This window comes from Phaeobacter sp. JH20_37, from assembly GCF_048056015.1.
In the GTDB taxonomy this organism is placed as follows: Bacteria; Pseudomonadota; Alphaproteobacteria; order Rhodobacterales; family Rhodobacteraceae; genus Phaeobacter; species Phaeobacter bryozoorum.
The window spans coordinates 1-21904 of record NZ_JAYMWW010000016.1 but is presented as its reverse complement, the minus strand read 5'-3'; the positions used below and the strand labels follow the sequence as shown (position 1 = coordinate 21904).

16 protein-coding genes and 1 tRNA gene are annotated in these 21904 nt (G+C 64.0%); 8 read left to right on the top strand and 9 right to left on the bottom strand.

Annotation, left to right across the window (positions count from 1 at the left end; translation table 11 throughout):
* Nucleotides 1-135: 135 nt before the first annotated feature.
* On the top strand, nucleotides 136-1065 hold the full coding sequence (locus VWZ87_RS15225; RefSeq protein ID WP_340547273.1) for an MYG1 family protein: 930 nt from the start codon (nucleotides 136-138) through the stop codon (nucleotides 1063-1065).
* A 374-nt stretch (nucleotides 1066-1439) separates the two neighbouring features.
* Here the strand turns inward: VWZ87_RS15225 and VWZ87_RS15220 are convergent, their stop codons facing one another.
* From VWZ87_RS15220 to VWZ87_RS15190, 7 genes are all read right to left on the bottom strand, one after another.
* Complete coding sequence (locus tag VWZ87_RS15220) at nucleotides 1440-2294, bottom strand: TonB family protein (RefSeq protein ID WP_416535150.1); 855 nt, start codon at nucleotides 2292-2294, stop codon at nucleotides 1440-1442.
* Complete coding sequence (locus VWZ87_RS15215) at nucleotides 2291-2668, bottom strand: ExbD/TolR family protein (RefSeq protein WP_416535149.1); 378 nt, start codon at nucleotides 2666-2668, stop codon at nucleotides 2291-2293. Before VWZ87_RS15215 ends, VWZ87_RS15220 begins: the two co-directional genes overlap by 4 nt.
* Nucleotides 2669-2677: 9 nt before the next feature.
* Nucleotides 2678-3055 (bottom strand): ExbD/TolR family protein, encoded by a 378-nt coding sequence (locus VWZ87_RS15210; protein WP_416535148.1) that lies wholly within the window; start codon nucleotides 3053-3055, stop codon nucleotides 2678-2680.
* 4 nt (nucleotides 3056-3059) lie between these two features.
* Nucleotides 3060-3977, bottom strand: a complete 918-nt coding sequence (locus tag VWZ87_RS15205) for a MotA/TolQ/ExbB proton channel family protein (RefSeq protein ID WP_416535147.1) — start codon at nucleotides 3975-3977, stop codon at nucleotides 3060-3062.
* Between the two features lie 616 nt (nucleotides 3978-4593).
* Nucleotides 4594-4670 (bottom strand) — tRNA-Arg (locus tag VWZ87_RS15200).
* A 34-nt stretch (nucleotides 4671-4704) separates the two neighbouring features.
* Nucleotides 4705-5184 carry a GNAT family N-acetyltransferase gene (locus VWZ87_RS15195; protein ID WP_416535146.1) on the bottom strand — a complete coding sequence of 160 codons (480 nt, stop codon included), beginning with the start codon at nucleotides 5182-5184 and terminating at the stop codon, nucleotides 4705-4707.
* A 250-nt stretch (nucleotides 5185-5434) separates the two neighbouring features.
* On the bottom strand, nucleotides 5435-6952 hold the full coding sequence (locus VWZ87_RS15190) for an ABC-F family ATP-binding cassette domain-containing protein (protein ID WP_416535145.1): 1518 nt from the start codon (nucleotides 6950-6952) through the stop codon (nucleotides 5435-5437).
* 366 nt (nucleotides 6953-7318) lie between these two features.
* Here VWZ87_RS15190 and VWZ87_RS15185 point away from each other — a divergent pair, with 366 nt between their 5' ends.
* Complete coding sequence (locus VWZ87_RS15185) at nucleotides 7319-8512, top strand: 50S ribosomal protein L11 methyltransferase (RefSeq protein WP_416535144.1); 1194 nt, start codon at nucleotides 7319-7321, stop codon at nucleotides 8510-8512.
* Nucleotides 8513-8901: 389 nt separating this feature from the next.
* On the opposite strand, the gene VWZ87_RS15180 is transcribed toward VWZ87_RS15185, so the two are convergent.
* Nucleotides 8902-10773 (bottom strand): methyl-accepting chemotaxis protein, encoded by a 1872-nt coding sequence (locus VWZ87_RS15180; RefSeq protein ID WP_340547265.1) that lies wholly within the window; start codon nucleotides 10771-10773, stop codon nucleotides 8902-8904.
* A 1029-nt stretch (nucleotides 10774-11802) separates the two neighbouring features.
* On the opposite strand from VWZ87_RS15180, the gene VWZ87_RS15175 reads away from it, so the two are divergent.
* From VWZ87_RS15175 to fdhF, 4 genes are all read left to right on the top strand, one after another.
* A complete protein-coding gene (locus VWZ87_RS15175; RefSeq protein ID WP_340547264.1) occupies nucleotides 11803-12345 on the top strand; it encodes a winged helix DNA-binding protein in 543 nt (180 codons plus the stop codon).
* 195 nt (nucleotides 12346-12540) lie between these two features.
* A complete protein-coding gene (locus tag VWZ87_RS15170; RefSeq protein WP_340547263.1) occupies nucleotides 12541-13437 on the top strand; it encodes a LysR family transcriptional regulator in 897 nt (298 codons plus the stop codon).
* Nucleotides 13438-13488: 51 nt separating this feature from the next.
* Nucleotides 13489-15219: an NAD(P)H-dependent oxidoreductase subunit E gene (locus tag VWZ87_RS15165; RefSeq protein ID WP_416535143.1), complete on the top strand. Its 1731-nt coding sequence runs from the start codon at nucleotides 13489-13491 to the stop codon at nucleotides 15217-15219.
* A gap of 3 nt (nucleotides 15220-15222) precedes the next feature.
* Nucleotides 15223-17997, top strand: coding sequence for a formate dehydrogenase subunit alpha (gene fdhF, locus VWZ87_RS15160; protein ID WP_340547261.1), 2775 nt, complete (start codon nucleotides 15223-15225; stop codon nucleotides 17995-17997).
* A 259-nt stretch (nucleotides 17998-18256) separates the two neighbouring features.
* On the opposite strand, the gene VWZ87_RS15155 is transcribed toward fdhF, so the two are convergent.
* Nucleotides 18257-18538 carry a DUF1330 domain-containing protein gene (locus VWZ87_RS15155; protein ID WP_416535142.1) on the bottom strand — a complete coding sequence of 94 codons (282 nt, stop codon included), beginning with the start codon at nucleotides 18536-18538 and terminating at the stop codon, nucleotides 18257-18259.
* A gap of 95 nt (nucleotides 18539-18633) precedes the next feature.
* On the opposite strand from VWZ87_RS15155, the gene VWZ87_RS15150 reads away from it, so the two are divergent.
* Both VWZ87_RS15150 and VWZ87_RS15145 read left to right on the top strand, forming a co-directional pair.
* Nucleotides 18634-19509 (top strand): LysR family transcriptional regulator, encoded by an 876-nt coding sequence (locus tag VWZ87_RS15150; RefSeq protein ID WP_416535141.1) that lies wholly within the window; start codon nucleotides 18634-18636, stop codon nucleotides 19507-19509.
* 207 nt (nucleotides 19510-19716) lie between these two features.
* Nucleotides 19717-21774 carry an FAD-dependent oxidoreductase gene (locus tag VWZ87_RS15145; RefSeq protein ID WP_416535140.1) on the top strand — a complete coding sequence of 686 codons (2058 nt, stop codon included), beginning with the start codon at nucleotides 19717-19719 and terminating at the stop codon, nucleotides 21772-21774.
* Nucleotides 21775-21904: the final 130 nt, after the last annotated feature.

Genomic DNA, 21904 nt, shown 5'->3' with positions numbered 1-21904 from the left:
ACGATGCGCTATCCGGGGGAAGAGCCTGGCGCGGCGCCGGGGGCGTGATGATGCGCGCATGGCGACGCCGCCTTTGATACCGATGGGTGGCCTTGCGGGTGCCCGACGCCTGTTAGTCTTTGCGGAGCGCCTTTGATGACCATCACCCATCTTGTGACCCATTCCGGCGGGTTTCATGCCGATGAACTGCTGTCCTCGGTCATTCTGACGCGGCTGTTTCCCGATGCCACGCTGCTGCGCTCGCGGGAGGAGGCCTGGATCACGCCGCAGGCGGGGCGGATCATCTATGACGTGGGCCGGGCCTATGATGCCGAGGCGCAGGTTTTCGATCATCACCAGCGCCCCAATCCGCTGCGCGACGATGGCCAGCCCTATAGCTCCTTTGGGCTGATCTGGCGGCATTATGGCCGCGATTACCTGCGCAGTCTGGCGGTGCCGGAGGCGGATATCGAGGTGATCCACCACAGTTTTGACCAGGGGTTCGTGCTGCCGGTGGATCTGCTGGACAATGGCGCGATAGAACCTTCGGTTGCGGGGCCGCTGGCGGGAATGACGCTGCCGGTGCTGCTGGAGACGCTGAAGCCGGCGTTTGACGACAGCCGCGAGGGCGCGGATGATCAGGCGTTTCTGGCAGCACTGCCGGTGGCGCGCGCCTTTGTCGAGGCGGCGGTCCGGGGGAGGGCGGCGAAACGGCGCGCCGAGGTTATGGTGCTGAGCGCGATCGAGGCCGCAGGTGCGGCGCGGGTGCTGGAGCTGCCGATGGGAATGCCCTTTCGCGCGGCGGTCGAGGCGGCCGGGGCTGACCATCTCTTGTTCGTGGTCCATCCGCGCAGCAGCGACTGGACGCTGACCACCATCCGCAAGAGCGGCGACAGCTTTGAAAGCCGCGCCGATCTGCCTGCGGCCTGGGCCGGGCTGACCGATGCCGCGCTTGAGGCGGCCTGCGGGGTCAAGGGGGCCAAATTCTGCCACAACGCCCGGTTCATCGCGGTGGCCGACACCCGCGCGGCGATCCTTGAGATGGCGGAGCTTGCGGTGGCTGAGGCACAGCGGCCTGCGGCGTAAACCTTGGGTGCGAGGTGGCGCGGCATGGTCCGTGTCTGGGGCAGCCCGGTTGTCAGCTCGCGCTGTGGAAAAGGTCAGCGTCCCTGTCTAATTGTTTCGCGCGCGAAACATTCGGACAGGCAGGCTGATACTTTTTCTGGGCGTTGCAGAGCGTGCGGGCGCGGATATCTGGTAAGACCGCAACGGATATTTCTGTGAGGTTAACAGACTGGGCGACCAGATTAGGCGAACAGATTAGGCGAACAGGTGCCGGCACCGACACTGACACCGACACTGGCGCCGGCCTGCGGGCGCATCGGTGGCGCGGTGATCCTGCGACGGGGCGCGGACAGGGTTTCACGCCTGCACAAGGGCGCGCTTGGCCGGTCGCGCCGTTACTTCGAAAAATCCATCGGCAGGCTGAAGGTCATCTGGCTAAGCGTCAGCTGCCGGGGAGCGGCGGGGAAATTTGCGGCGCGGGCGACGGCCTGAAGCGCGGCCTGATCCAGCGCGGCATTGCCGGAGGATCTGGCGATCCGGTGGCTGATCAGCTGACCGCTGCGGGCAACGGTGAGACGCACCACCACCCGCCCGTTGCCGCGCGCGCCTGACGGGTAGCGTTTGCGCCGTTCGATACGGGCGCGGATCTTGGCCCCCCAGATCGCCTGAAGCTTGGCCTGTCGACCGGCCTCTGCGGTGGCGGCTGCGGAGCTGCCCGCCTGACCCGCCTCGGCGCCGCCGCCCGATCCGGCAGCGCGCTGGGCATCGCGCCCCGATGATCTCTGTTCGGCTTGGCGGGCGTTTTGCGGTTGCGGCTCCGGCTTGGCGCGTGGTTTTGCACGGGGGCGCAGATCGGGATCGGGCTGTGGTCGCGGCACGGTCTGCGGTGGCGCTGGCGGCGGCGGTGGTGCGCTGTCGACGTCGAGCCTGTCAGCGGGGGGCGGAGGGCTGATCGCGAGCTGCCGTGCGGCGCTGGGCGCCTGCGCCAGGTCGAACTGCGGTATCACGGGGGCCGAAGGGGCGGTCTGTGGCGGGGTCAGATCGGTGTCGATCCGGGGCTGGGTCTGCGGCGGGCGCTCCCAGGTTTCGACCATCTCGACCACGGTGGCGCTGGCGGCCTGAACCGAGACGAGAGCATCGCCGTCGGCGCCGCTGGACTGGGCGCCGGATCTGGGGGCGCTGGCAAACAGGGCAACGTGAATCACCGTGGCGATCCCGGCAAAGACAGTGAGTTCGGCGGCGCGTTTCATTGTGGGCGCACCACCAGTTCGGCGCGGCTAAGCCCGGCGGCGGCCAGCTGACGCAGGATCCGCGCCAGATCGGTTGCGGGCAACCGGGCATCGGCGCGCAGCTGAATGGTTTTGCCGCTGGCGTCGGCAAGTCGGCTGAGCGCGGCGGTGCCTTCGTGGCCGTCGAAGCTCAGCCGCCCTGTAGCGTCGATAAATAGCACGGCATCGGATGTTGGCTCACCCTCCAGCGCGGCGGCGGGCGGGGTCACCTCGAACGGGTCAGGCTGGGCGAGCCGCGAGGTCATGAGGAAGAAGATCAGCAGCAGAAATACGACGTTGATCATCGGCACGATGGATTCCGTGCGCATCCGGCGGGGGGGATCGGTCAGGTCCACAGGGTCTCCTCAGTCCACCAGCACAAAATTGCTGAACCCGGCCTGCCGCAGCAGGGTGGTCACATCGGTGATCCGCTGCACATCGGCCTGATCGCGCCCGCGCAGCACCAGCATGTCACCGGGGCTGTCCATCAGCAGGGCGAGCGCCGCTGGCAGGTTGCTCTCGGCCACCGGCTGGCCGTTGAGATCGAGATTGCCGGCACCGATGCCGATCAGCCGGGGCGGGCCGTTGTAGCTGCCGCCCTGACCCGCAAGCGGCAGGTCGAGCACCACATCGGTGCCAAAGCGGGAGGCCAGCATGAAAAACACCAAGAGCAGGAACACCACGTCGATCATCGGCGTCAGGCTGGGTTTGCGTCGGGGGCGCTGAGCTTGGGTGAGGTGCATCGGCTTACTCGGCGGCCAGTTTCAGCGATGGCGGCTGGTGGGCGACAAAGATGCGAGTGGCGCTGTCCTCAAGGTCGCGGCGAATGCGGCTGATCACGGATTCGAACCAGGTGAGGGCGGCGGAGGCGGGAATGGCCACACCCATGCCGGCCGCAGTGGTCAGGAGCGCCTCCCAGATGCCGCCGGCCAGCAAGGCGGGATCGGCCTTGGACCCGGCGGCCTGCAAGGCCTGAAAGGCCGCGATCATGCCCAGAACCGTACCCAGAAGGCCCAGCAGCGGGGCGATGGTGGCGATCAGCTCCAGCGCGCCAAGGCCAGAGCCGGCGGAGGCCAGATGCAGCTTGGCGACGCGGGCGGTTTCTTCGCGGGCGCGGTCTTCAGGCAGGGTGTGGACGGAGGCCAGCGCGGTTGCGACCACTTTGGAGCGGATGCCGCGACGGCCCCGGACGATATCGCGGGCGATGTCCGGTTCGCCGCGTTCAAAGGCGGCGACAGCGCGGCCGGCCTTGCCCCGGGACCAGGCGCCGATCAGCGCGAGCCGCCAGATCTTCCACAGGATCAGCGCCAGCGTGATCACCGAAAGAGCGGCAATCACCCAGATCGAGGGGCCGCCATCGCGCAGGAGCGCCATGGCCTGCGCGGTGGCATCGCTGGCGGTCTGCGCAAGGCGCTGCTGTTGCGCCGGGGCGGCGGCATCCGCGGTCTGCGGCGCATCCGGTTGCGGTGCCGGTGCTGCTGCTGGGGCTTGCGCGGCGGAGCCTGTGGTCGCGGGGATCTGCGGCATCACCGATGCCGGGGCATCGGCTGCGACCTGCGGCACCGGCGGGGCGGGAGGGGTTGGCGACACCGGCGCCTCCTGCGCGGCGACGAAGGCGGGGATCAGCAACAGCGCGGCAAGGGCCGCTGATCTGAGGATGGTCATGATAGGCTCCAATTGGCAGCGATATAGCTTTGTCCGGGGGCGGCGCGCACCGTGGCAAGGAACGATGCCGGGGGGCTGGCTATGGTTTGCAGGGGGAACAACGGGTTAGCGGTCATGATTGGCCTCTCCCATTCAGGGATCGCATGTGGGCTGGGCGGCAATCCGGTCAGGCTCCAGCGCGCCATGCCGCTATGACCGGACGGCGGAGAGATCGCTGCCATATCCTTTGCGCAGCGCATAAGGGCGGCGACCTGGCGCAAGGCTCGCCGGTTCAGCATCCGCTGCGGGCGGCGGCGGGCGCTGTCATTTGAGGGTGGGGCATTGCCGAGCGTCACATGTCTCTCCAGCCATCGGCACAGGGTGCCGCCGTTTTGATCGGTGTCGTGATCGAGAATGGCTGGAGCCCTGCACCGCTGAGGTGCAGAGTCTTGCTGGATGGCGCATCATCCGCTGCGCCCGGGGTCAGTTATTTAACCCTAGTTCTTTTGTCAAGTTAAGCGCAAAGGCTGCCGCAACGGCGTCTGTCGCCAGACCGCCCCGGCAACCTTCTGGCAAGCTCCCGGTCTGCGCGCCGGAAACGCCGCCGCTATCGGGCAGATCCTGATGGATGGAATGCTGGCGATCCCTGAAGGACTCGAACCCTCAACCTGCTGATTAGAAGTCAGCTGCTCTATCCAGTTGAGCTAAGGGACCGCTGGCGCCAGTTATGACAGGACGCGGGGAAGGGTCAAGCCGCGGCGCGCAGGTCAAGGCGCATAAACAGCGACCAGGGGTCCTTGCTGTAGTCGCCAAAGGGTGGGCATTCGACAAAGCCGTAGCTTTCATAGAGCCGTTTGGCTGGGGTGAAATCCTCGGTCGAGCCGGTTTCGAGATAGACCGCAGGGGCGCCGTCGGATCGGGCGCGGTCCAGCAGGAACTCCAGCATCTGGCGTCCGGCGCCGCTGCCGCGGGCCTCGGCGAGGGTGTGCATGGATTTCAGTTCGCAGCCGCCGTCTCGCAGGGACTTCAGGGCGCCCATGGCGATGGCCCGCCCGTCGCGGCGGAGCAGGAAGAAGGCGACATCGGCGGCATCAAGGCCGCTGTCATCCAGTGCGTGGCAGCTTTCTGCGGGGGATTGCGCGGCCATCTGTGCCAGATGGCGTTTGATTAGCGCCTGGGCCTCGGGCTTGGTGGCGCTGGCGCGGGTGATGGCAATATCGGTCGTCATCGGCTGGATCCTTGGGTCGTATATCCCCGGTCGCTGGGCGGGGCGGGGTCTGTTCCGGGGGCTGTGTCTGTGTCTGTGTCTGTGTCTGTGTCCGTTTCTGTGTCGCAGAGTTGCGAAAACCACATGGCGGCGCAAGCGGTTCTGCCGCAGCCACCGGCGCAGCCAGAGGACAGGATGATGTGTTGCTCAATATTTCGGCAACTGGCGGGTCTGGCGGGGCGGCGGTCACAGGTGGCCGCCGCCATAGCCCTCAGCCCGCGCCCATTTCAGAGCTGAGGAAGGCATCGGCGCTGGCGACCTCTTCCAGGCGACGGCCACGGATCCACCAGAAGCGATTGCCGACGGCCCTGAGAAAGCTGCGGTCATGGCTCACCAGCAGACAGGCGGCATCCTGGCCGATCAGCTCTGCTTCGAGGGCTTCCTGACCTTCGATGTCGAGATGATTGGTGGGTTCGTCCAGCAGGTAGAAATTGGGGTTGCGAAGCCGCAGGAGCAGCATTGCCAGCCGTGCCTTCTGCCCGCCTGACAGGGCTTTCACCGCCGTGTCCTGCAAGGCGAATTTGATGCCTGCCCCCGCCAGAAGGTTGCGCGCGGGCTGATCGCCGATGTCGGAGGCCGCCGTCACCAGCGCCAGCGGCGTGTCATTATCGGCCAGCTGGCTCAGGTGCTGGTCCGAATAGGCCGGAACGACAGAGGACGCACATCTGATCTGCTCCGCCCCGCCGGTCAGTGCCTGCTGGATCATCCTGACCAGCTGCGTCTTGCCGGTGCCATTTGCGCCCAGCAGGACAATGCGGTCCCCGGGGGTGATCCATTTCTGGCCGGTGCTGTATAGCCGTTGCCCGTCCGGCGTCTGAACGGTCAGATCATCCAATGTAATCAGGGCCTTGGCATGGGTGCCGCTGTTGGTCAGCCTGATGTCGCCGGCCGAATGCTCGCGGTGGGCCGGTTTGGCGGCGGCCTCCAGCCGGTCGGCGCGTTCGGCCAGCTGCTTTGTCTTGGTCAGCAAGAGATCGGAGCCGGAGTTGATCCCGACATTCTTCAGCTTTGCGGCCTGCTGGCGCAGCTGCTGGGCTTTTTTCAGATCATTGGCATGGCGTCGCGCATCGGCGGCGTCTACCTCATCCAATGCGGCGCGGGCGGCGGAGAATGGCAGCTGGAACACCCGCGAGCCTTCGGCGCGCAGGAACAGCGTGCGGTTGGTCGTGGCATCCAGAAAGGCGCGGTCGTGGGAGGTGATCACCATCGGCAGATCGCGCGGCCGCTCTGACAGCCAGTTTTCGAGAAAGGCTATTCGGTTGAGATCCAAGTGGTTGGTCGGCTCATCCAGCAGCAGCAGGTCCGGCGTGGTGATCCAGGCGGCCGCCAGCATCGCGGCGCGCTGCCAGCCCCCGCTGAGCGCGCCAAGCGGCTGGTGCTGAAACTCATAAGGCACCTGAAGGTCGTCCAGAACCACATCGACGCGCCAGCTTTCATAGTCGGCCTGCTCGCCCGGCAGGGCGGCAAGCACCCAGTCATAGAGCGTGACGGCAAGCGCCTCGGCGGGCAGGCTCTGTTTCACGTGGCCAATCCGCAGGCCACGGGCGCGGGTGATCTCGCCGGTTGTCGGCGTCAGCTCATCGGCGAGACAGGCAAGCAGGGTCGATTTGCCCCGCCCGTTGGCGGCGATGAGACCGAGCCGGTCGGATTTCGAAAGGGTCAGGGAGAGGTCGCGGAACAGCGGGTCGCCAAGGGTGACGCCCAACGCATTGAGATTGATGACAGACATGGAAAACTCGGGTCAAAGAGATTTGGCCGCAAAAGCGGCAATCGGCGGACCAGTGACGAGATTTTCCTCTGGCCAGCCCTGCAAACGGATTTACAGGGCCATACGGGGACCGTGCTGAAGTCGGCGGATGATACGCATGTTCAGCTGCTGTCCTCCCGTTGTGCGATGTGAGTTTCAAATCAGGCTAAGAAACTTTTTCACCCTTGGCAAGGGGGCGGGGCATGGCCTGCCGACATTCAGTGCGCGATAGGCTGTGAGCTTTACCAATTCTTAGATCCGGGTGGTGAATAGTCGCAATCAGTTGCATTTGCCTCAAATAGGGAAAACTAAAAATTGCTTAAAACACAAACGTCTAGACCCGCCTCCATGCCCTTTCTTGCGGGGCGCGCGGAGGCCGGGCATCTGGTGGAGCTTGCCAAATCCACCCCCCTTGGTGATGGCGGTATGCGCAGCGCGCAGCTGTTGTCGGAAGCGCTGCGGTTGGATCCTCATCACCATGAGGCGCAGGTGTTGCAGGAGCGGCTGCACCAGACGTTTGTGCCGCGCTGGCATTTTCCGATGCTGGCGGATCGGGCGCGCAACCGTGCCTATGCCGAGGCCATCGCGATGAAGGTCAGACCGGGGGATATCGTGCTGGATATCGGCTGCGGTGCCGGTCTGACGGCGATGCTGGCGGCGCGGGCCGGGGCGAAACATGTCTATACCTGTGAGCAGCAGCCGCTGATCGCGGAGGCGGCGACGCGGGTGATTGCCGACAATGGTCTGAGCGACCGGATCACCGTCATTTCCAAGTGGTCGCATGAGATTATCCTCGGTGTCGACATGCCGGAGCAGGCCGATGTGGTGATTTCGGAGATTGTCGATACCGTTCTATTGGGGGAGGGCGCGCTGGATACGCTGTCACATGCGATGTCGGCGCTGGCCAAGCCGGGCGCCCGCGCGGTTCCCGAAACCGGCAGGCTGGTCGCGCAACCTGTCGAAAGTGCGCCGCTTCTGGAGCAGTGGCGGCCGCAGATGGCAGAGGGGTTCGATCTGGGCGCCTTTCACCATCTGGCGCGGGTTGCGCAGATCACGCCGAGTGATTTCAGATCCTGTGGGCTGCGACCGCTGGGCGCCGGTACAGAGCTGTTTGCGTTCGATTTTACGCGCCCGGATGTCAGGCCGGGGCGGACCACCGAGACGCTGATCTGTAGCCATCCGGGTATCGTCCATGCGGTATTTGTCAGCTTTGAGATGGAGCTGGCGCCGGGGATTCAGCTGACCAATGATCTTGCTTCCGAGGGGCATTGGGGGCGGACGGCCTTTTTGCTGGATCGGCCACGGTCGGTCTCTCCGGGCGATCATCTGCAGCTGACGGCGCAGCATGATGCGGCGGCGCTGAGCCTCGCGGTTCACGACATGGAGGCGAGCGCGGATCACGCGCGGGTCTGGCTACAGCCGGGCTGGCGCGCGGGTTATGAACACGCGGCGGGTGAGGTGGCCGCGCTGCCGCAGGGCTACCCGGTCTGGGCGCCGGTGCAGACCGCCGCCCCTGCGGCACCAGCCCCTGCACTTGGCTAGCAGGCAGCGCCTGCCGGGGCCGCATCCATCCTGTGCGGTATGGCCCTTTGCGGCAGTATCAGCGCGGTGGCCTCGCTGTTTCGCGGCCGATTTGAGATTCCCTGTATTGTCGTCGATTTCGCGCCCCGCTCGGCTCCGGTCTGGCTGCGGTGATATTAGCTGCCAGAGCCTTGGACATGCCAGAGCCTTGGCCCCCCCAGATCCTTGGACCTGACAGAGAACTGAGCGGCGATGGTGCTGCGTGGATACTCGCGACAGGGTTCTGTCATCCGGGGCAGGGGACGCGCGGGGGGAAGGGACTGGGCCAGGTAACAGGGAGGCCAAGCAGATATGAAAAAGGCGCGCCGGATCTGGCGCGCCTTTTCGCTATTGGGTGTGGCTGGGGGAGATCAGAAATCTTCCCAGCCGACGGCGGCCTTTGTCGGGCTGGCATCGAAGAAGTCATCATCGCCATGCGCCGATGGGGCCGGGTTGTGCTCAGCCGCGGGTTTCGGCGCGGCGGCTGGCCTGGCCGGGGCCGGGGCTGGTGCGCTGGGCGCCACGGAGACAACGTTATTGTCCGTTTTGCGGGTCTTGAACACCGAGACCTGGCGGGCCAGCTCATTGGCATCATTGCGCAGGATCTGGCTGGCGGCGGTTGATTCCTCAACCATGGCGGCATTGTGCTGGGTCACCTGATCGAGCTGTGTCACGCCGGTGTTGATTTCGCCCAGCGTGGTCGATTGCTCCTGCGCGCCGGTTGCAATGCCGCTGACATGGCCCGAGATGGTGGCGACGCGTTCGATGATCTGTTTCAGCTCCTCGCCCGCGCGGCCAACCAGATCGACACCTTCGCCGACGTGGCCGGTGCTTTCGCTGATCAGCGCCTTGATCTCCTGCGCGGCATCCGAGGAGCGCTGGGCAAGGGCGCGCACTTCGGAGGCGACAACCGCAAAACCACGGCCGGCTTCGCCTGCACGGGCGGCCTCGACCCCTGCGTTCAGCGCCAGCAGATTGGTCTGGAAGGAGATATCGTCGATGACCGAGATGATCTGGGAGATCTTCTCCGATGATTGCTCGATCTTGGACATGGCGTCGACGGCGCGGGTGACGACCTGGCCGCTGTTGACGGCGGTCTCCTTGGCCTCCGATACGATGCCCTCCACTTCGCGGGCGCCATCGGCTGCGGATTTCACGCTGACGGTGAGCTGCTCCATGGCGGCGGCGGTCTCCTCAAGCGTGGCCGCCTGGCTCTCGGTGCGCTGGGAGAGATCGCTGGAGGATTGGCTGATCTCTTCGGCGCTGGCACGGATGCGCGATGAGTTGTCGATCACCGCGTCGATAATGCCGACCATCTTGTCGACGGTCTTGTTGAAGTTCTGGCGCAGGCTTTCGTAATCGGCGGAGAATTCATCGTCGATGGTCTGCGACAGATCCCCCTCCGAGAGCGCGTGCAGCCCGTCATTCAGACGATCCACCACAACCCGTTGCGCCGCCTGGTCGGCACGGCGCTGATCTTCCACGGTTCTGGCGGCGGACAGCTGCGATTTCAGCGCCTCGATATGGCGGGCGATCAGGCCGATTTCGTCGCCCCGTGCCTGATGTTCGGTGTCGTGATCATAATCGCCCTCGGCCAAGCGGTTGATTGCGGTGGCAACATCGCCCAACGGGCGCGACATCATGGAGCGGAGGGCAAACATCGACAGGCCCAGCATCACCACAAAGGCGCCACCGGCGGCAATGAAGGACAGCAGCTGGTTCGGCGCCACCTCGGCAAAGGCGACATCCGGGCTCCAGACCATCCCGACCGCGCCGACAACCACCGTCCCCTCGGCACCGGCGGTGGCGGGTGCGGCGACGAGATAGCCGTTTTCGCTATACTCCATCTGGTTGTTTTCCATCGCTTTTTGGGCGACGAGGGTCAGTTCGGCAATTTCAGCCTCGGTTGCGGTGCCGGTGGAGGCAACCGTCTTGCCTTTGCCATTGATGGCGATCCCGTGGCTGGACCGGCCGTTCGACAGCTCGATCAGGGATTGCAGGTCGCTTTCAAGACGTTCGGTATCACCAAAGCGGATTGCACCGCCGCTGCGCGCGGCCACGGTTACGGTCACGCCTTCGGCCAGTGTCTGTACGCCACTATCCACAGCTTCACCGAGGATTTTCTGGTTTTCCCAAGTCAGAAACAAGGTCACCACGAGGGTGGACGCCGCGATGAGAAGGCTGCATTTGGCAAAGACAGACAGCCTGTTCATGACGGAACGCGCAGGATTTCGGAATTTCATTTCAGCACCTTTCAATTGCCATTGCGCGGAACGGACGCGCTGGCGGAATTTGTGTCGGAGTCAGTACCGACAGCCCCCTGGACACAGCCGCAAGCTTCGGCTGCGTCGTTTCGCGAATTGGTTGACCGGAACGGGCAAACCGAGAGAACCATGCCCGATTGGGGGCGGTGACATGGCGAACATACTGTGGCGTCGGACCAAAGATTGGCGGACGCCGGTCATCAGCAGGCGCGCGATTGCGCTGCCCCAATCTTGATACCGAGCTGAAAGAGCAGGTCTGATTGCCTGCGGGTGCCGCAACAGCGGGCGTGCCGCGACATGAGTCTTCGGCCGATATGGGCGCCGGCAGTTGGCCCCTGTCGAAATCTCCGGTCGCCACGCAACAATCAGGCGTGCGACAGCGCAACCGGTGATGGTCACCATCACGGCCAAGGCCTGCGCGACAACCAACATGAGGTCCGCCCGTCGTTCCAAGCTCTGCTCCTTCTCACAACATGTGCCTGTGCACATCGTCGGCGGGTAGCATAGCCCTGAGGACTTACCGGTGAATTAATAGGCACATCCGCAATGAGCGCAGGCTGAGGTCGGCGAATTTCGGGCGCGATCGGTGGGCAGGCGGACCCGCGCCCGCTGCGCAAGGTGATGATTAAGCTGCCATTTTATTGCGAACAGGCGGGTGGCCTGCCGGGCGGGCTGCGCCCCCGCATGAGTCTGGCCTGTGGGCGCGTTTTCACGGAAATAATATGATTCAGGGCGCCTTTGGCGTGAAATTTTATCTATATTCTTAAAAATAATGCGTAACTAAAGTTTATCCTGCTTTTTAAATTCCGCTGATTCTCCAACCCCTTGGATAAATTCGCCGAGTTTGGCCCCATTTTCTGCTGCACGGACGGGTTGAAACCTAACGCCAGATACTTACTAAGGAGCGTGGTGACGGGTTTGGGGAACGAATGCGCGTGAAACACCTTGACAGCAGGTTTCGCCGCCACCGGAGGCTTATTTATGCCGCTGAACCAAGGAGACTATTTGTTGGATATCTATTCCGGATCACCCAAGACTGAGACCGCGAATGCGGTGGATCAGACTTTTGATAATGGTGCCGAAGATGATCTGAGCGATTTCGAGTTTGCACTGATGAGAACATTCGAGGGGTTTGCGCGTTGGCAATCCGAATGTCTTGGGCTTGTGTCGGATCTGTCCGCCTCGGGTCCCGAAATCACTCTGATGAACGTTATCCGCATGAACGACAGGCCCAAGACGATCAAGGAGCTTGCGCGGGTCACCAATCGGGATGACATTCCGAATATCCAGTATTCACTGCGCAAGCTGGCTTCGGCCGGGTTGATCCGCAAGACCGGATCGGGGCGTGGCGGGGTGACCTATTCCGCAACGGAGGAGGGGCTGGGGATCACCGCAGCCTATGATGTGCAGCGTCGCAACCTGTTGCTGCAGGCGCTGTCGCAGGTGCCGGGCGTGGAAAACCGTATCGGTGAGGCAACGCGGGTGCTGAATATTCTGACCGGGATCTATGATGGCATCGCCCGGTCGGCGACGGCACAGCGGCAGGCCTGAGGCCTGCTCTGATCGGGGGCGGTAGCGGGGCGCATGAGTGCGGCCTCCATCGCCCATAATATATATGGTGCAGGCTGCCCAGCCTGCTGGCCTGCGCCAAAACTGCCGCTCTCGTGCTGGCAACCGATGGCGCGACCCGCTGTGAATGGTGTATGACCGACAGCGGCGCCCCGGCAGTAGCAAGGAAAACGAGCGGTGATCGAACTCAAGGATCTCAGGTTGCTGAGCGCTTTGGCGCGTCACCGCCATTTTGCCAAGGCCGCGCAGGACTGCGGCATGTCGCAGCCGGCGTTTTCAATGCGGATCCGCAATCTGGAAGAGCGCCTGGGCGTGTCCATCGTGCGCCGGGGCAATCGGTTTCAGGGGCTGACGGAAGAGGGTCTGATGATCGTGCGCCGGGCCCGCTCGATCCTGGATGAGGCCAAGGCGCTGGAGCAGGAGGTGGCCGCCGCACGTGGCGAGGTCACCGGCACGCTGGTGCTGGGGGTGGTGCCCACCGCAACAGCCTATGCCGCGCAGATGGTGGACCGGCTGCATCTCACCCACCCACGGGTTCTGGCCCGGATCGAGGTGCTGAGCTCGCTGGTGATCCAGCAGCGCCTGTTTGACGGGACAATTGATGCAGGCGTCACCTATCACGACAGCCTGGGTCCCGATCAGGTGACCATCCAGCCGCTATATGAGGAGACTTATGTGCTGGTCGCCCCCGAGGCGATGGTGGTGGATCGCGGACATGGCGCGGACAGTATTTCCTGGGCCGAGGCAGCAGAGCTGCCGCTCAGCCTGCTGGAGCCGCAGATGCAGAATCGCCGGATTCTGGACCGGATCTTCGCCGATCAGGGGCTGCGGCCGCAGGTGCGTTCGGATTCCAGCGGGTTCATGTCGGCGATTGTGATGGCGCGGGCGGGCTCGGTTGCCACGATCCTACCGGAAGCCCTGATGGATGCGCTGGGGCCGCTGTCCGGCGCCCGGGTGCTGCGGCTGGTCGATCCGACGCCGAGCAGGCCTATTTGTATGGTCACATTGGACCGCCAGCCCGAACTGACGACGGTGAAGGCGATGAAGGGCGTGGTTGACGATTTCAAGCAATAAGCGTTCGTTATCGTACCTTTGAATTTTCCGATTTGACGATAGGCTTCTTCAATGGAATGCCGCCTTATCTGGCATCGCGAAGTGGAGGTCATCGTGGCACCTTTGGACAATAGCAAGGGCGTTTGGAAATCTGGCAAAGGCAAGGGGCGCAAAACGCCCAAGGGCCGGCAGCTGGATGATCAGGCGCATAGCGAGGTTCTGGACCTGCTTGGCGATCGGCCCCGCAACCGGGATCTCCTGATCGAATTCCTGCATCTTATTCAGGACAAATACGGCTGCCTCAGCGCGGCGCATATCCGGGCGCTGGCCGAGGAGATGCGCACCGGTCAGGCGGAGATCTATGAGGTGGCCACTTTCTACGCCCATTTCGATGTGGTGAAGGAAGGCGAGACCCCGCCGCCGGCGCTGACCATCCGGGTCTGTGACTCGCTCTCCTGCGAGCTGGCCGGGGCCGAAGCGCTGAAGAAGGCGCTGGAAGATGGGCTGGATGCCTCTCAGGTCCGCGTGCTGCGCGCACCCTGCATGGGCCGCTGCGACACGGCGCCGGTGCTGGAAATCGGCCACAACCACATCGACCACGCTACGGTTGAGAAGGTGGAAGCGGCGATTGCGGCAGATGATACCCACGCGCATATCCCCGCGTATGAAACCTTTGCGGCCTATGAGGCGGATGGCGGCTATGCCACGCTGAAAGACCTGCGCGCAAATGGCGACTGGGAAGCGGTTCAGGCCAAAGTCAAGGAAGCCGGTCTGCGCGGTCTGGGCGGCGCTGGCTTCCCGTCCGGCACCAAATGGGGCTTTGTCCGCGCCAACGAAGGTCCGCGTTATCTGGCCGTGAACGGCGATGAGGGCGAGCCGGGCACCTTCAAGGATCGCTACTACCTTGAGCGCACGCCGCATGTCTTCCTCGAGGGGATGCTGATTGCCGCCTGGGCGGTCGAGGCCGAGAAAGCCTTTATCTACATGCGCGACGAATATCCGGCGGTGCTGGAAATTCTGCGTCGTGAGATCGCGGCGCTGGAAGAGGCCGGTATCGTCGAGGCAGGTTACATTGACCTGCGCCGCGGGGCAGGGGCCTATATCTGCGGTGAAGAAAGCGCGATGATTGAATCGATCGAAGGCAAGCGCGGCGAGCCGCGCCACCGTCCGCCGTTTGTGGCGCAGGTGGGTGTCTTTGGTCGTCCGACCCTCGTGCACAACGTGGAAACCCTCTACTGGGTCGCCAAGATCAACCGCGAAGGCCCGGAATGCCTGAACTCAATTGAGAAGAACGGCCGCAAGGGGCTGCGCAGCTATTCTGTCTCGGGCCGGGTGAAGAGCCCGGGCGTGCATCTGCTGCCTGCCGGTTCCACCATCACCGACATCATCGAGGCCTGCGGCGGTTTGCTGGATGGCCACGTCTTCAAGGCCTATCAGCCGGGCGGCCCCTCCTCGGGCCTGCTGCCTGCGTCGATGAATGATATCCCGCTGGATTTTGACACGTTGCAGCCGCATGGCACCTTCATCGGGTCCGCCGCTGTTGTGGTGCTGTCCGATCAGGACTCGGCCCGTGACGCGGCGCTGAACATGCTGCGCTTTTTCGAAGACGAAAGCTGCGGCCAGTGCACCCCCTGCCGGGTGGGCTGTGAGAAAGCCGTCAAGCTGATGAGCGAGAAGAAATGGGATCAGGGCCTCTTGGAAGAGCTGAGCACCGCAATGGTCGATGCTTCGATCTGCGGTCTGGGACAGGCCGCACCCAACCCGATCCGCCTGACCATGAAACATTTTCCGGATGAGGTCTGAGCCATGAGCGATAAAGTCACTTTCACACTCGATGGCGAGCAGGTCACGGCAGAGAAGGGCCTGACCATTTGGGAAGTCGCCAACGGCCGCGGGCTGAAGATCCCGCATCTGTGCCACAAGCCGCAGCCGGGCTACCGCCCGGACGGCAACTGCCGTGCCTGTATGGTCGAGATCGAGGGCGAGCGCACGCTGGCCGCCTCCTGTATCCGCGAACCTGCCGAGGGCATGGTGGTCACCACCAACAACGCGCGCGCTGAAAACGCCCGCAAGATGGTGATGGAACTGCTGATCGCGGACCAGCCGAAGCAGGAGGAGGCGCGCGATAAGTCCTCGCATCTGTGGGATATGGCGGAGCTGAACGGGGTTTCAGAGTCGCGTTTCCCCAAGCTGGAAAAGAACCGAATCCCGCTGCTGGATGACAGTCATGTGGCGATGAAGGTCAATCTGGACGCCTGTATTTCCTGTAACCTCTGTGTGCGGGCCTGCCGCGAGGTGCAGGTCAATGACGTGATCGGTATGGCCGGCCGCGGTCATGACGCCTACCCGGTGTTCGATCTGGCGGATCCGATGGGGCAGTCCTCCTGCGTGGCCTGCGGCGAATGTGTGCAGGCCTGCCCGACCGGCGCGCTGATGCCCGCCACCGTGATGGATGACCAGCAGGTCGGCGACAGCAAGGATTATGATTCCGAGACTGAAAGCGTTTGTCCTTTCTGCGGCGTCGGCTGCAAGGTCAGCCTTAAGGTCAAGGACGGCAAGGTCAAATATGTCGATGGCATCAATGGCCCCGCAAACGAAGGCCGCCTGTGCGTCAAGGGCCGCTTTGGTTTTGACTACATCCACCACCCGCACCGCCTGACCAAGCCGCTGATCCGCCGCGACGACGCGCCGGCCAAGGGCCTGAACGTCGATCCGGGCAACCTCTCGACCCATTTCCGCGAAGCATCCTGGGAAGAGGCAATGGATCTGGCCGCCAAGGGCTTGATGCGTTTGCGCGATGAGAACCCGAAATCGGTTGCGGGCTTCGGCTCGGCGAAATGCACCAACGAAGAGGCGTACCTCTTCCAGAAGTTCATCCGTCAGGGCTTCAAGCACAACAACGTCGACCACTGCACCCGCCTGTGCCACGCGTCCTCGGTTGCGGCGCTGATCGAGAACGTCGGCTCCGGTGCTGTGACCGCGACCTTCAACGAGATTGAGAACGCCGACGTGGCAATCGTGATCGGCTCCAACCCGATCGAGAACCACCCGGTGGCGGCGACCTACTTCAAGCAGTTCACCAAGCGCGGCGGCAAGCTCATCGTGATGGATCCGCGCGGCGTTGGCCTGCGCCGGTTCGCGACCGAAATGGTGCAGTTCCGCCCCGGCGCGGATGTGTCGATGCTGAACGCAATCATGAATGTGATCGTCGAGGAAGAGCTCTACGACAGTCAGTACATCCACCGCTGGACCGAGAACTGGGAGGCCGAGAAAGAGCATCTGAAGCAGTTCACGCCCGAGAAAATGTCGGAGATCTGCGGCATCAGCCCCGATCAGCTGCGCCGTGTTGCCCGGATCTTTGCCGGTGGGAATGCGGGTCTGATCTTCTGGGGTATGGGGATTTCCCAGCACATCCACGGGACGGATAACTCGCGCTGCCTGATCTCGCTGGCGTTAATGACTGGCAACGTGGGCAAACCGGGCGCAGGTCTGCACCCGCTGCGCGGCCAGAACAACGTGCAGGGCGCGTCGGACGCGGGCCTGATCCCGATGTTCCTGCCGGACTATCAGACCGTGACGTCGGATGACGTGCGCAAGAGCTTCACCGATGTCTGGGGCGGCGGCGACTTCTCGAACGAGAAGGGCCTGACCGTGACCGAGATCGTGGACGAGGCCTATGCCGGCAATATCAAGGGCATGTATATCCAGGGCGAAAACCCGGCGATGTCCGACCCGGATGCCGATCACGCGCGCGAGGCCTTTGCCAAGCTGGAGCTGCTGATCGTTCAGGACATCTTCCTGACCGAAACGGCAAACTATGCCGACATCATCCTGCCCGCCTCGGCGCTGTATGAAAAGAACGGCACCGTGTCGAACACCAACCGCCAGGTGCAGCGTGTGCGCCCCGCCGTTCCGCCTCCGGGTGAGGCGCGCGAGGACTGGCAGGTCACTGTTGAGCTGGCGCAGCGCATCGGGCTGCCATGGGACTACAAGGATGTCAGCGAAGTCTTTGCCGAGATGAAGCTGAACATGAAGTCGCTGAACAACATCACCTGGGAGCGTCTGGAGACCGAGACCATCACCTATCCGTCGCTGCATGAGACCGATCCCGGTCAGGCGATTGTGTTCGGCGATGGCTTCCCGCGCCCCGAGGGCCGCGCCCGCTTTACCCCGGCATCGGTGATCCCGCCGGATGAGGCGCCGGATGCGGACTACCCGATGATCATGACCACCGGCCGCCAGCTGGAGCATTGGCACACCGGGTCGATGACCCGTCGTTCCAAGGTGCTGGATGCGGTGGAGCCGGAGGCGAACTGCTCGCTCAACCCGCGGACGCTGAAGCTGATGGGCGTCGAGCCGGGCGAGATGGTCCGCCTCACGACCCGCCGGGGTTCGATCGAGATCATGGCGCGGGCCGACCGGGCGATTGCCGAGGATATGGTGTTTGTGCCGTTCGCCTATGTGGAGGCCGCCGCCAATATCCTGACCAACCCGGCGCTGGACCCCTATGGCAAAATCCCCGAGTTCAAGTTCTCGGCGGTGAAGGTCGAAAAGATCGAAGGACAGATCGCAGCCGAGTGATCCGGCAGGTCGTCTGGCGAAGATCAAAGCGGGCGCGGAACCTAAGGGTTCCGCGCCCGTTGTCTTCGGTGGCGCCGCGCTGGCGCCCGGCGCGGGCGTGGCCCGTTGCAGCGTTGGAAACAAAGACGAACCGTGTCGGGCGCATGAGATACAGCCGGGCGCGACCTGCGCCGGGCCCAATGGGCGCGGCGCCTGACCCAACGGGAGGTGGGGGCTCCGCCGCCAGCCGACGGGCGGGAGTGGCGCGGCCTCTGAAGGGTCAGGCCAGAAGCGTGATCGCGCTCCTGCCGGCGGCTTGTCGCAGCGCGTGGACGTCCTGCAGCTCGGGATCGTTGATCCAGCCCTTGGCGGCCTCTGGACTGGCAAACTGGAGGATCACCCCGATGCCGGTGGCATCGCGCGTGCCTTCGATCACGGTCTGCTGCGGGGTTGAGACCAGCACTTTGGCGCCGTGTTTCTGCAAGGCGGCGCCTGCTTTTTCACGATATGCCGCCATAGTCTCGGGGTCGTGCAGGAGGAGGTTTACGTAGACATAGGCCATCTGTTGTCCTTTCACTGTTGATGGCGTCTTGATGCCGGGAAGCGTGCCGCGAGAAAACACATGCAATTGTGTGCTGCCCATGCGAAAACGCATGTATGCAGATCAACTGGGATGACATGCGGACCATTCTGGCGCTGGTGCGGGCCGGATCCCTGGCCGGGGCCGCGCAGGCGCTGTCCGTCAGCTACACCACCGTGGCGCGCCGTGTGCAGCGGGCCGAGGACATGCTGGGGCGGCCGCTGTTCGAGCGTCGGCCCGAAGGCTATCTGGCCACCGCCGAGGCGGAAGAGCTGGCCGCGGCAGCGCGGCGGATGGAGCAGGCCGAGCAATCGGCCCTGCGCAACCTGTCGGGCCGCGATCAGAGCCTTTCGGGTGAGCTGGTGCTGACTGCGCCACAGCTGCTGATCCAGAGCCATCTCGCGCCATTTCTGGCGCAGTTCTGCGCGGACCACCCGGAGGTCGAGCTGACGGTTCGCGCGACCAATGATGTGCTGGACCTGACCCGGCGCGAGGCGGATCTGGCGATCCGGATCAGCCGGACGCCGGGCGACAGCCTGGTGGGGCTGCATCTGGCCGATCAGAAAACCGCCTGCGTCGCGCGGCCGGATCTGGTGGCGCGGGCTTTGGCGGATCCCGCTGCGCCCTTGGACTGGGTGATCTACAGCGGCTATGACGCGCCGCCAAAGGCCGCGCTGCACCATTATCCGAACCATCGGATCCGGGCGCGGTTTGACGATATGACTTCGCTGATCGCGGCGGCAAAGGCGGGGCTGGGCGCGGTCAGGATGCCGGTCTATCTGGCGCGCAGTGATCCGGATCTGGAGCCGCTGCCGGGGGTTGCGCCGCAGGATTACGCGCCGATCTGGGTGCTGAGCCATCCGGACCTGCTGACCTCTGCCAAGGTGCGCGCGTTCAAGACCGCGCTAAAAGGCTTCTTCCGCAGCCGTGCCGGGGAGTTCACCGCCTTTTAGCGCAGGCGCCGGGTGGCGGCTCTCTCTCTCTCTCGGTCACGAGACCCGCCTGTCGCCCCTGACCGGTCACCATCGGCGCTGCCGTGTCGTGCGGGGCTCTTGACAGGGTCGGAAATTGACCTGACACATATGTCCAGAGCTGTGATCTTGTCGGCGGATCCCGTGCGCCCTCGCTTTGGTGGTCCGCGCCATTTGCAGGAGCCTGTCATGTCCAACGATCCCTTGTTGCAGCCCTATCAGCTGAAACATCTGACACTGCGCAATCGGATCATGACCACCAGTCATGAACCGGCTTACCCCGAGGACGGCATGCCAAAGGAGCGCTATGCGGCCTATCACGCCGAACGGGCCAAGGCGGGCGTGGCATTGGCGATGACAGCAGGCTCCGCGGCGGTTTCCCGTGACAGCCCGCCGGTGTTCAACAATATCCTCGCCTATAAGGATGAGGTGGTGCCCTGGATCCGCAACCTGACCGACCAGCTGCATGAGCATGGTTGCGCGGCGATGATCCAGCTGACCCATCTGGGACGCCGCACCGGTTGGGACAAGGGCGACTGGTTGCCCTCGATCAGCTCGTCGCGCCACCGCGAACCTGCACACCGCGCCTTTCCGAAGCTGGCGGAGGATTGGGACATCTCCCGCGTCATCGCCGATTTCGCCGATGCTGCGGAGCGGATGCAGGCCGGGGGCATGGATGGGATCGAGTTGCAGGTCTATGGCCATCTTCTGGATCAGTTCTGGTCGCCGCTGACCAATGATCTGGACGGGCCATATGGCGGCCAGACGCTCGACAGCCGGATGGCGCTGCCGATGGCGGTGCTGGCGGCAGTCCGTGAGCGGGTGGGGGATGAGTTCATCGTTGGTCTGCGGTATACGGCGGATGAGGCGGCGGCAGGCGGCATCTCGCCCGACGAGGGGCTGGAGATGTCCAGACGCTTGGCCGCCAGCGGCATGGTGGATTTCCTGAATGTGATCCGGGGCCGCATCCATACGGATCCGGCAATGACCGATGTGATCCCGGTGCAGGGGATGCCGTCTGCGCCGCATCTGGATTTTGCCGGTGCGGTCCGGCAGGCGACGGGCCTGCCCACCTTTCATGCCGCCCGCATCCCCGATGTGGCCACCGCCCGCCATGCGATTGCCGGGGGGCTTCTTGATATGGTGGGGATGACCCGCGCCCATATGGCCGATCCCCATATCGTGCAGAAGATCAGGGAGGGGCGCGAGGAGGACATCCGCCCCTGTGTAGGCGCGACCTATTGTCTGGACAGGATCTATCAGGCGGGAGAGGCGCTGTGCATTCACAACGCCGCAACCGGGCGTGAGCTGACGATGCCACATGTGATCACCCGCGCGGCAGAGCCCAAACAGGTGGTGATTGTCGGCGCTGGCCCCGGCGGGCTGGAGGCCGCGCGTGTTGCGGCAGAGCGCGGCCATGCGGTCACCGTATTTGAGGCTGCCTCCGATCCCGGCGGTCAAATTCGCCTGACCGCACAGAACCCGCGCCGCCGCGAGATGATGGGCATCATCGACTGGCGCATGGCGCAATGTGCCGCACGGGATGTGCAGTTTCGATTCAACACCTGGGCCGAGGCGCAGGATGTGACCGGGCTTGCGCCGGATGTGGTGATCGTGGCCACCGGTGGCCTGCCGAATATGCAGCTGTTCGAGGCGGGCGAGGAGGCGGCGCATGTTGTCTCGGCCTGGGATATCATTTCGGGGGATGTTAAGCCGGGCGGCTCGGTGCTGATATATGACGAAAGCGGCGATCACCCCGCGCTTCAGGCGGCCGAGGTTGCGGCCCAGGCGGGCGCGACGGTTGAGGTGATGACCCCGGACCGGGTCTTTGCCCCCAATGTGATGGCGATGAACCTTGTCCCTTATATGCGCAGCCTGCAGGACCTGGATGTGACCTTCACCGTGGCGCGGCGCCTGCTGGAGGTCCGCAAGGAAGGCAACCGGCTTCTGGCGGTGCTGGGGACGGATTACAGCGGCCATCGCTCCAGCAAGCTCTATGATCAGGTTGTGCTCAACTACGGCACGCTGCCGCTGGACGATCTCTATTTCGACCTGAAGCCGCATAGTCTGAATGGCGGGCAGGTCGATTACGACGCCCTGATCGCCGGGAGGCCGCAGCCGCACGGGCGCCCGGACGAAGCAGCGGGGCAGGGGGGCTTTCAGCTGTTTCGGATCGGCGATGCGGTTTCGGCCCGCAACACCCATGCGGCGATCTATGACGCCCTGCGCCTGATGAAGGATATCTGACCGTCTGAGTTTGACGGTGTTAGGTGTGATTCACGGGTTTTGGGTGTTCTGGGGTGTGGATATGTTGTGTGAGTCTGTGGGTAAGTGGCTTATGGGGGGGGCTGTGGGTGTGGTCTGGCGGTTTTCTGCG

Excerpts from the sequence above, each read along its gene's own strand:
- VWZ87_RS15225 (WP_340547273.1), top strand. The coding sequence starts at position 136 with ATGACCATCACCCATCTTGTGACCCATTCCGGCGGGTTTCATGCCGAT.
- VWZ87_RS15220 (WP_416535150.1), bottom strand. The coding sequence starts at position 2,294 with ATGAAACGCGCCGCCGAACTCACTGTCTTTGCCGGGATCGCCACGGTG.
- VWZ87_RS15210 (WP_416535148.1), bottom strand. The coding sequence starts at position 3,055 with ATGCACCTCACCCAAGCTCAGCGCCCCCGACGCAAACCCAGCCTGACG.
- VWZ87_RS15205 (WP_416535147.1), bottom strand. The coding sequence starts at position 3,977 with ATGACCATCCTCAGATCAGCGGCCCTTGCCGCGCTGTTGCTGATCCCC.
- VWZ87_RS15195 (WP_416535146.1), bottom strand. The coding sequence starts at position 5,184 with ATGACGACCGATATTGCCATCACCCGCGCCAGCGCCACCAAGCCCGAG.
- VWZ87_RS15190 (WP_416535145.1), bottom strand. The coding sequence starts at position 6,952 with ATGTCTGTCATCAATCTCAATGCGTTGGGCGTCACCCTTGGCGACCCG.
- VWZ87_RS15185 (WP_416535144.1), top strand. The coding sequence starts at position 7,319 with ATGCCCTTTCTTGCGGGGCGCGCGGAGGCCGGGCATCTGGTGGAGCTT.
- VWZ87_RS15180 (WP_340547265.1), bottom strand. The coding sequence starts at position 10,773 with ATGAAATTCCGAAATCCTGCGCGTTCCGTCATGAACAGGCTGTCTGTC.
- VWZ87_RS15165 (WP_416535143.1), top strand. The coding sequence starts at position 13,489 with ATGGAATGCCGCCTTATCTGGCATCGCGAAGTGGAGGTCATCGTGGCA.
- fdhF (WP_340547261.1), top strand. The coding sequence starts at position 15,223 with ATGAGCGATAAAGTCACTTTCACACTCGATGGCGAGCAGGTCACGGCA.
- VWZ87_RS15155 (WP_416535142.1), bottom strand. The coding sequence starts at position 18,538 with ATGGCCTATGTCTACGTAAACCTCCTCCTGCACGACCCCGAGACTATG.
- VWZ87_RS15150 (WP_416535141.1), top strand. The coding sequence starts at position 18,634 with ATGCAGATCAACTGGGATGACATGCGGACCATTCTGGCGCTGGTGCGG.
- VWZ87_RS15145 (WP_416535140.1), top strand. The coding sequence starts at position 19,717 with ATGTCCAACGATCCCTTGTTGCAGCCCTATCAGCTGAAACATCTGACA.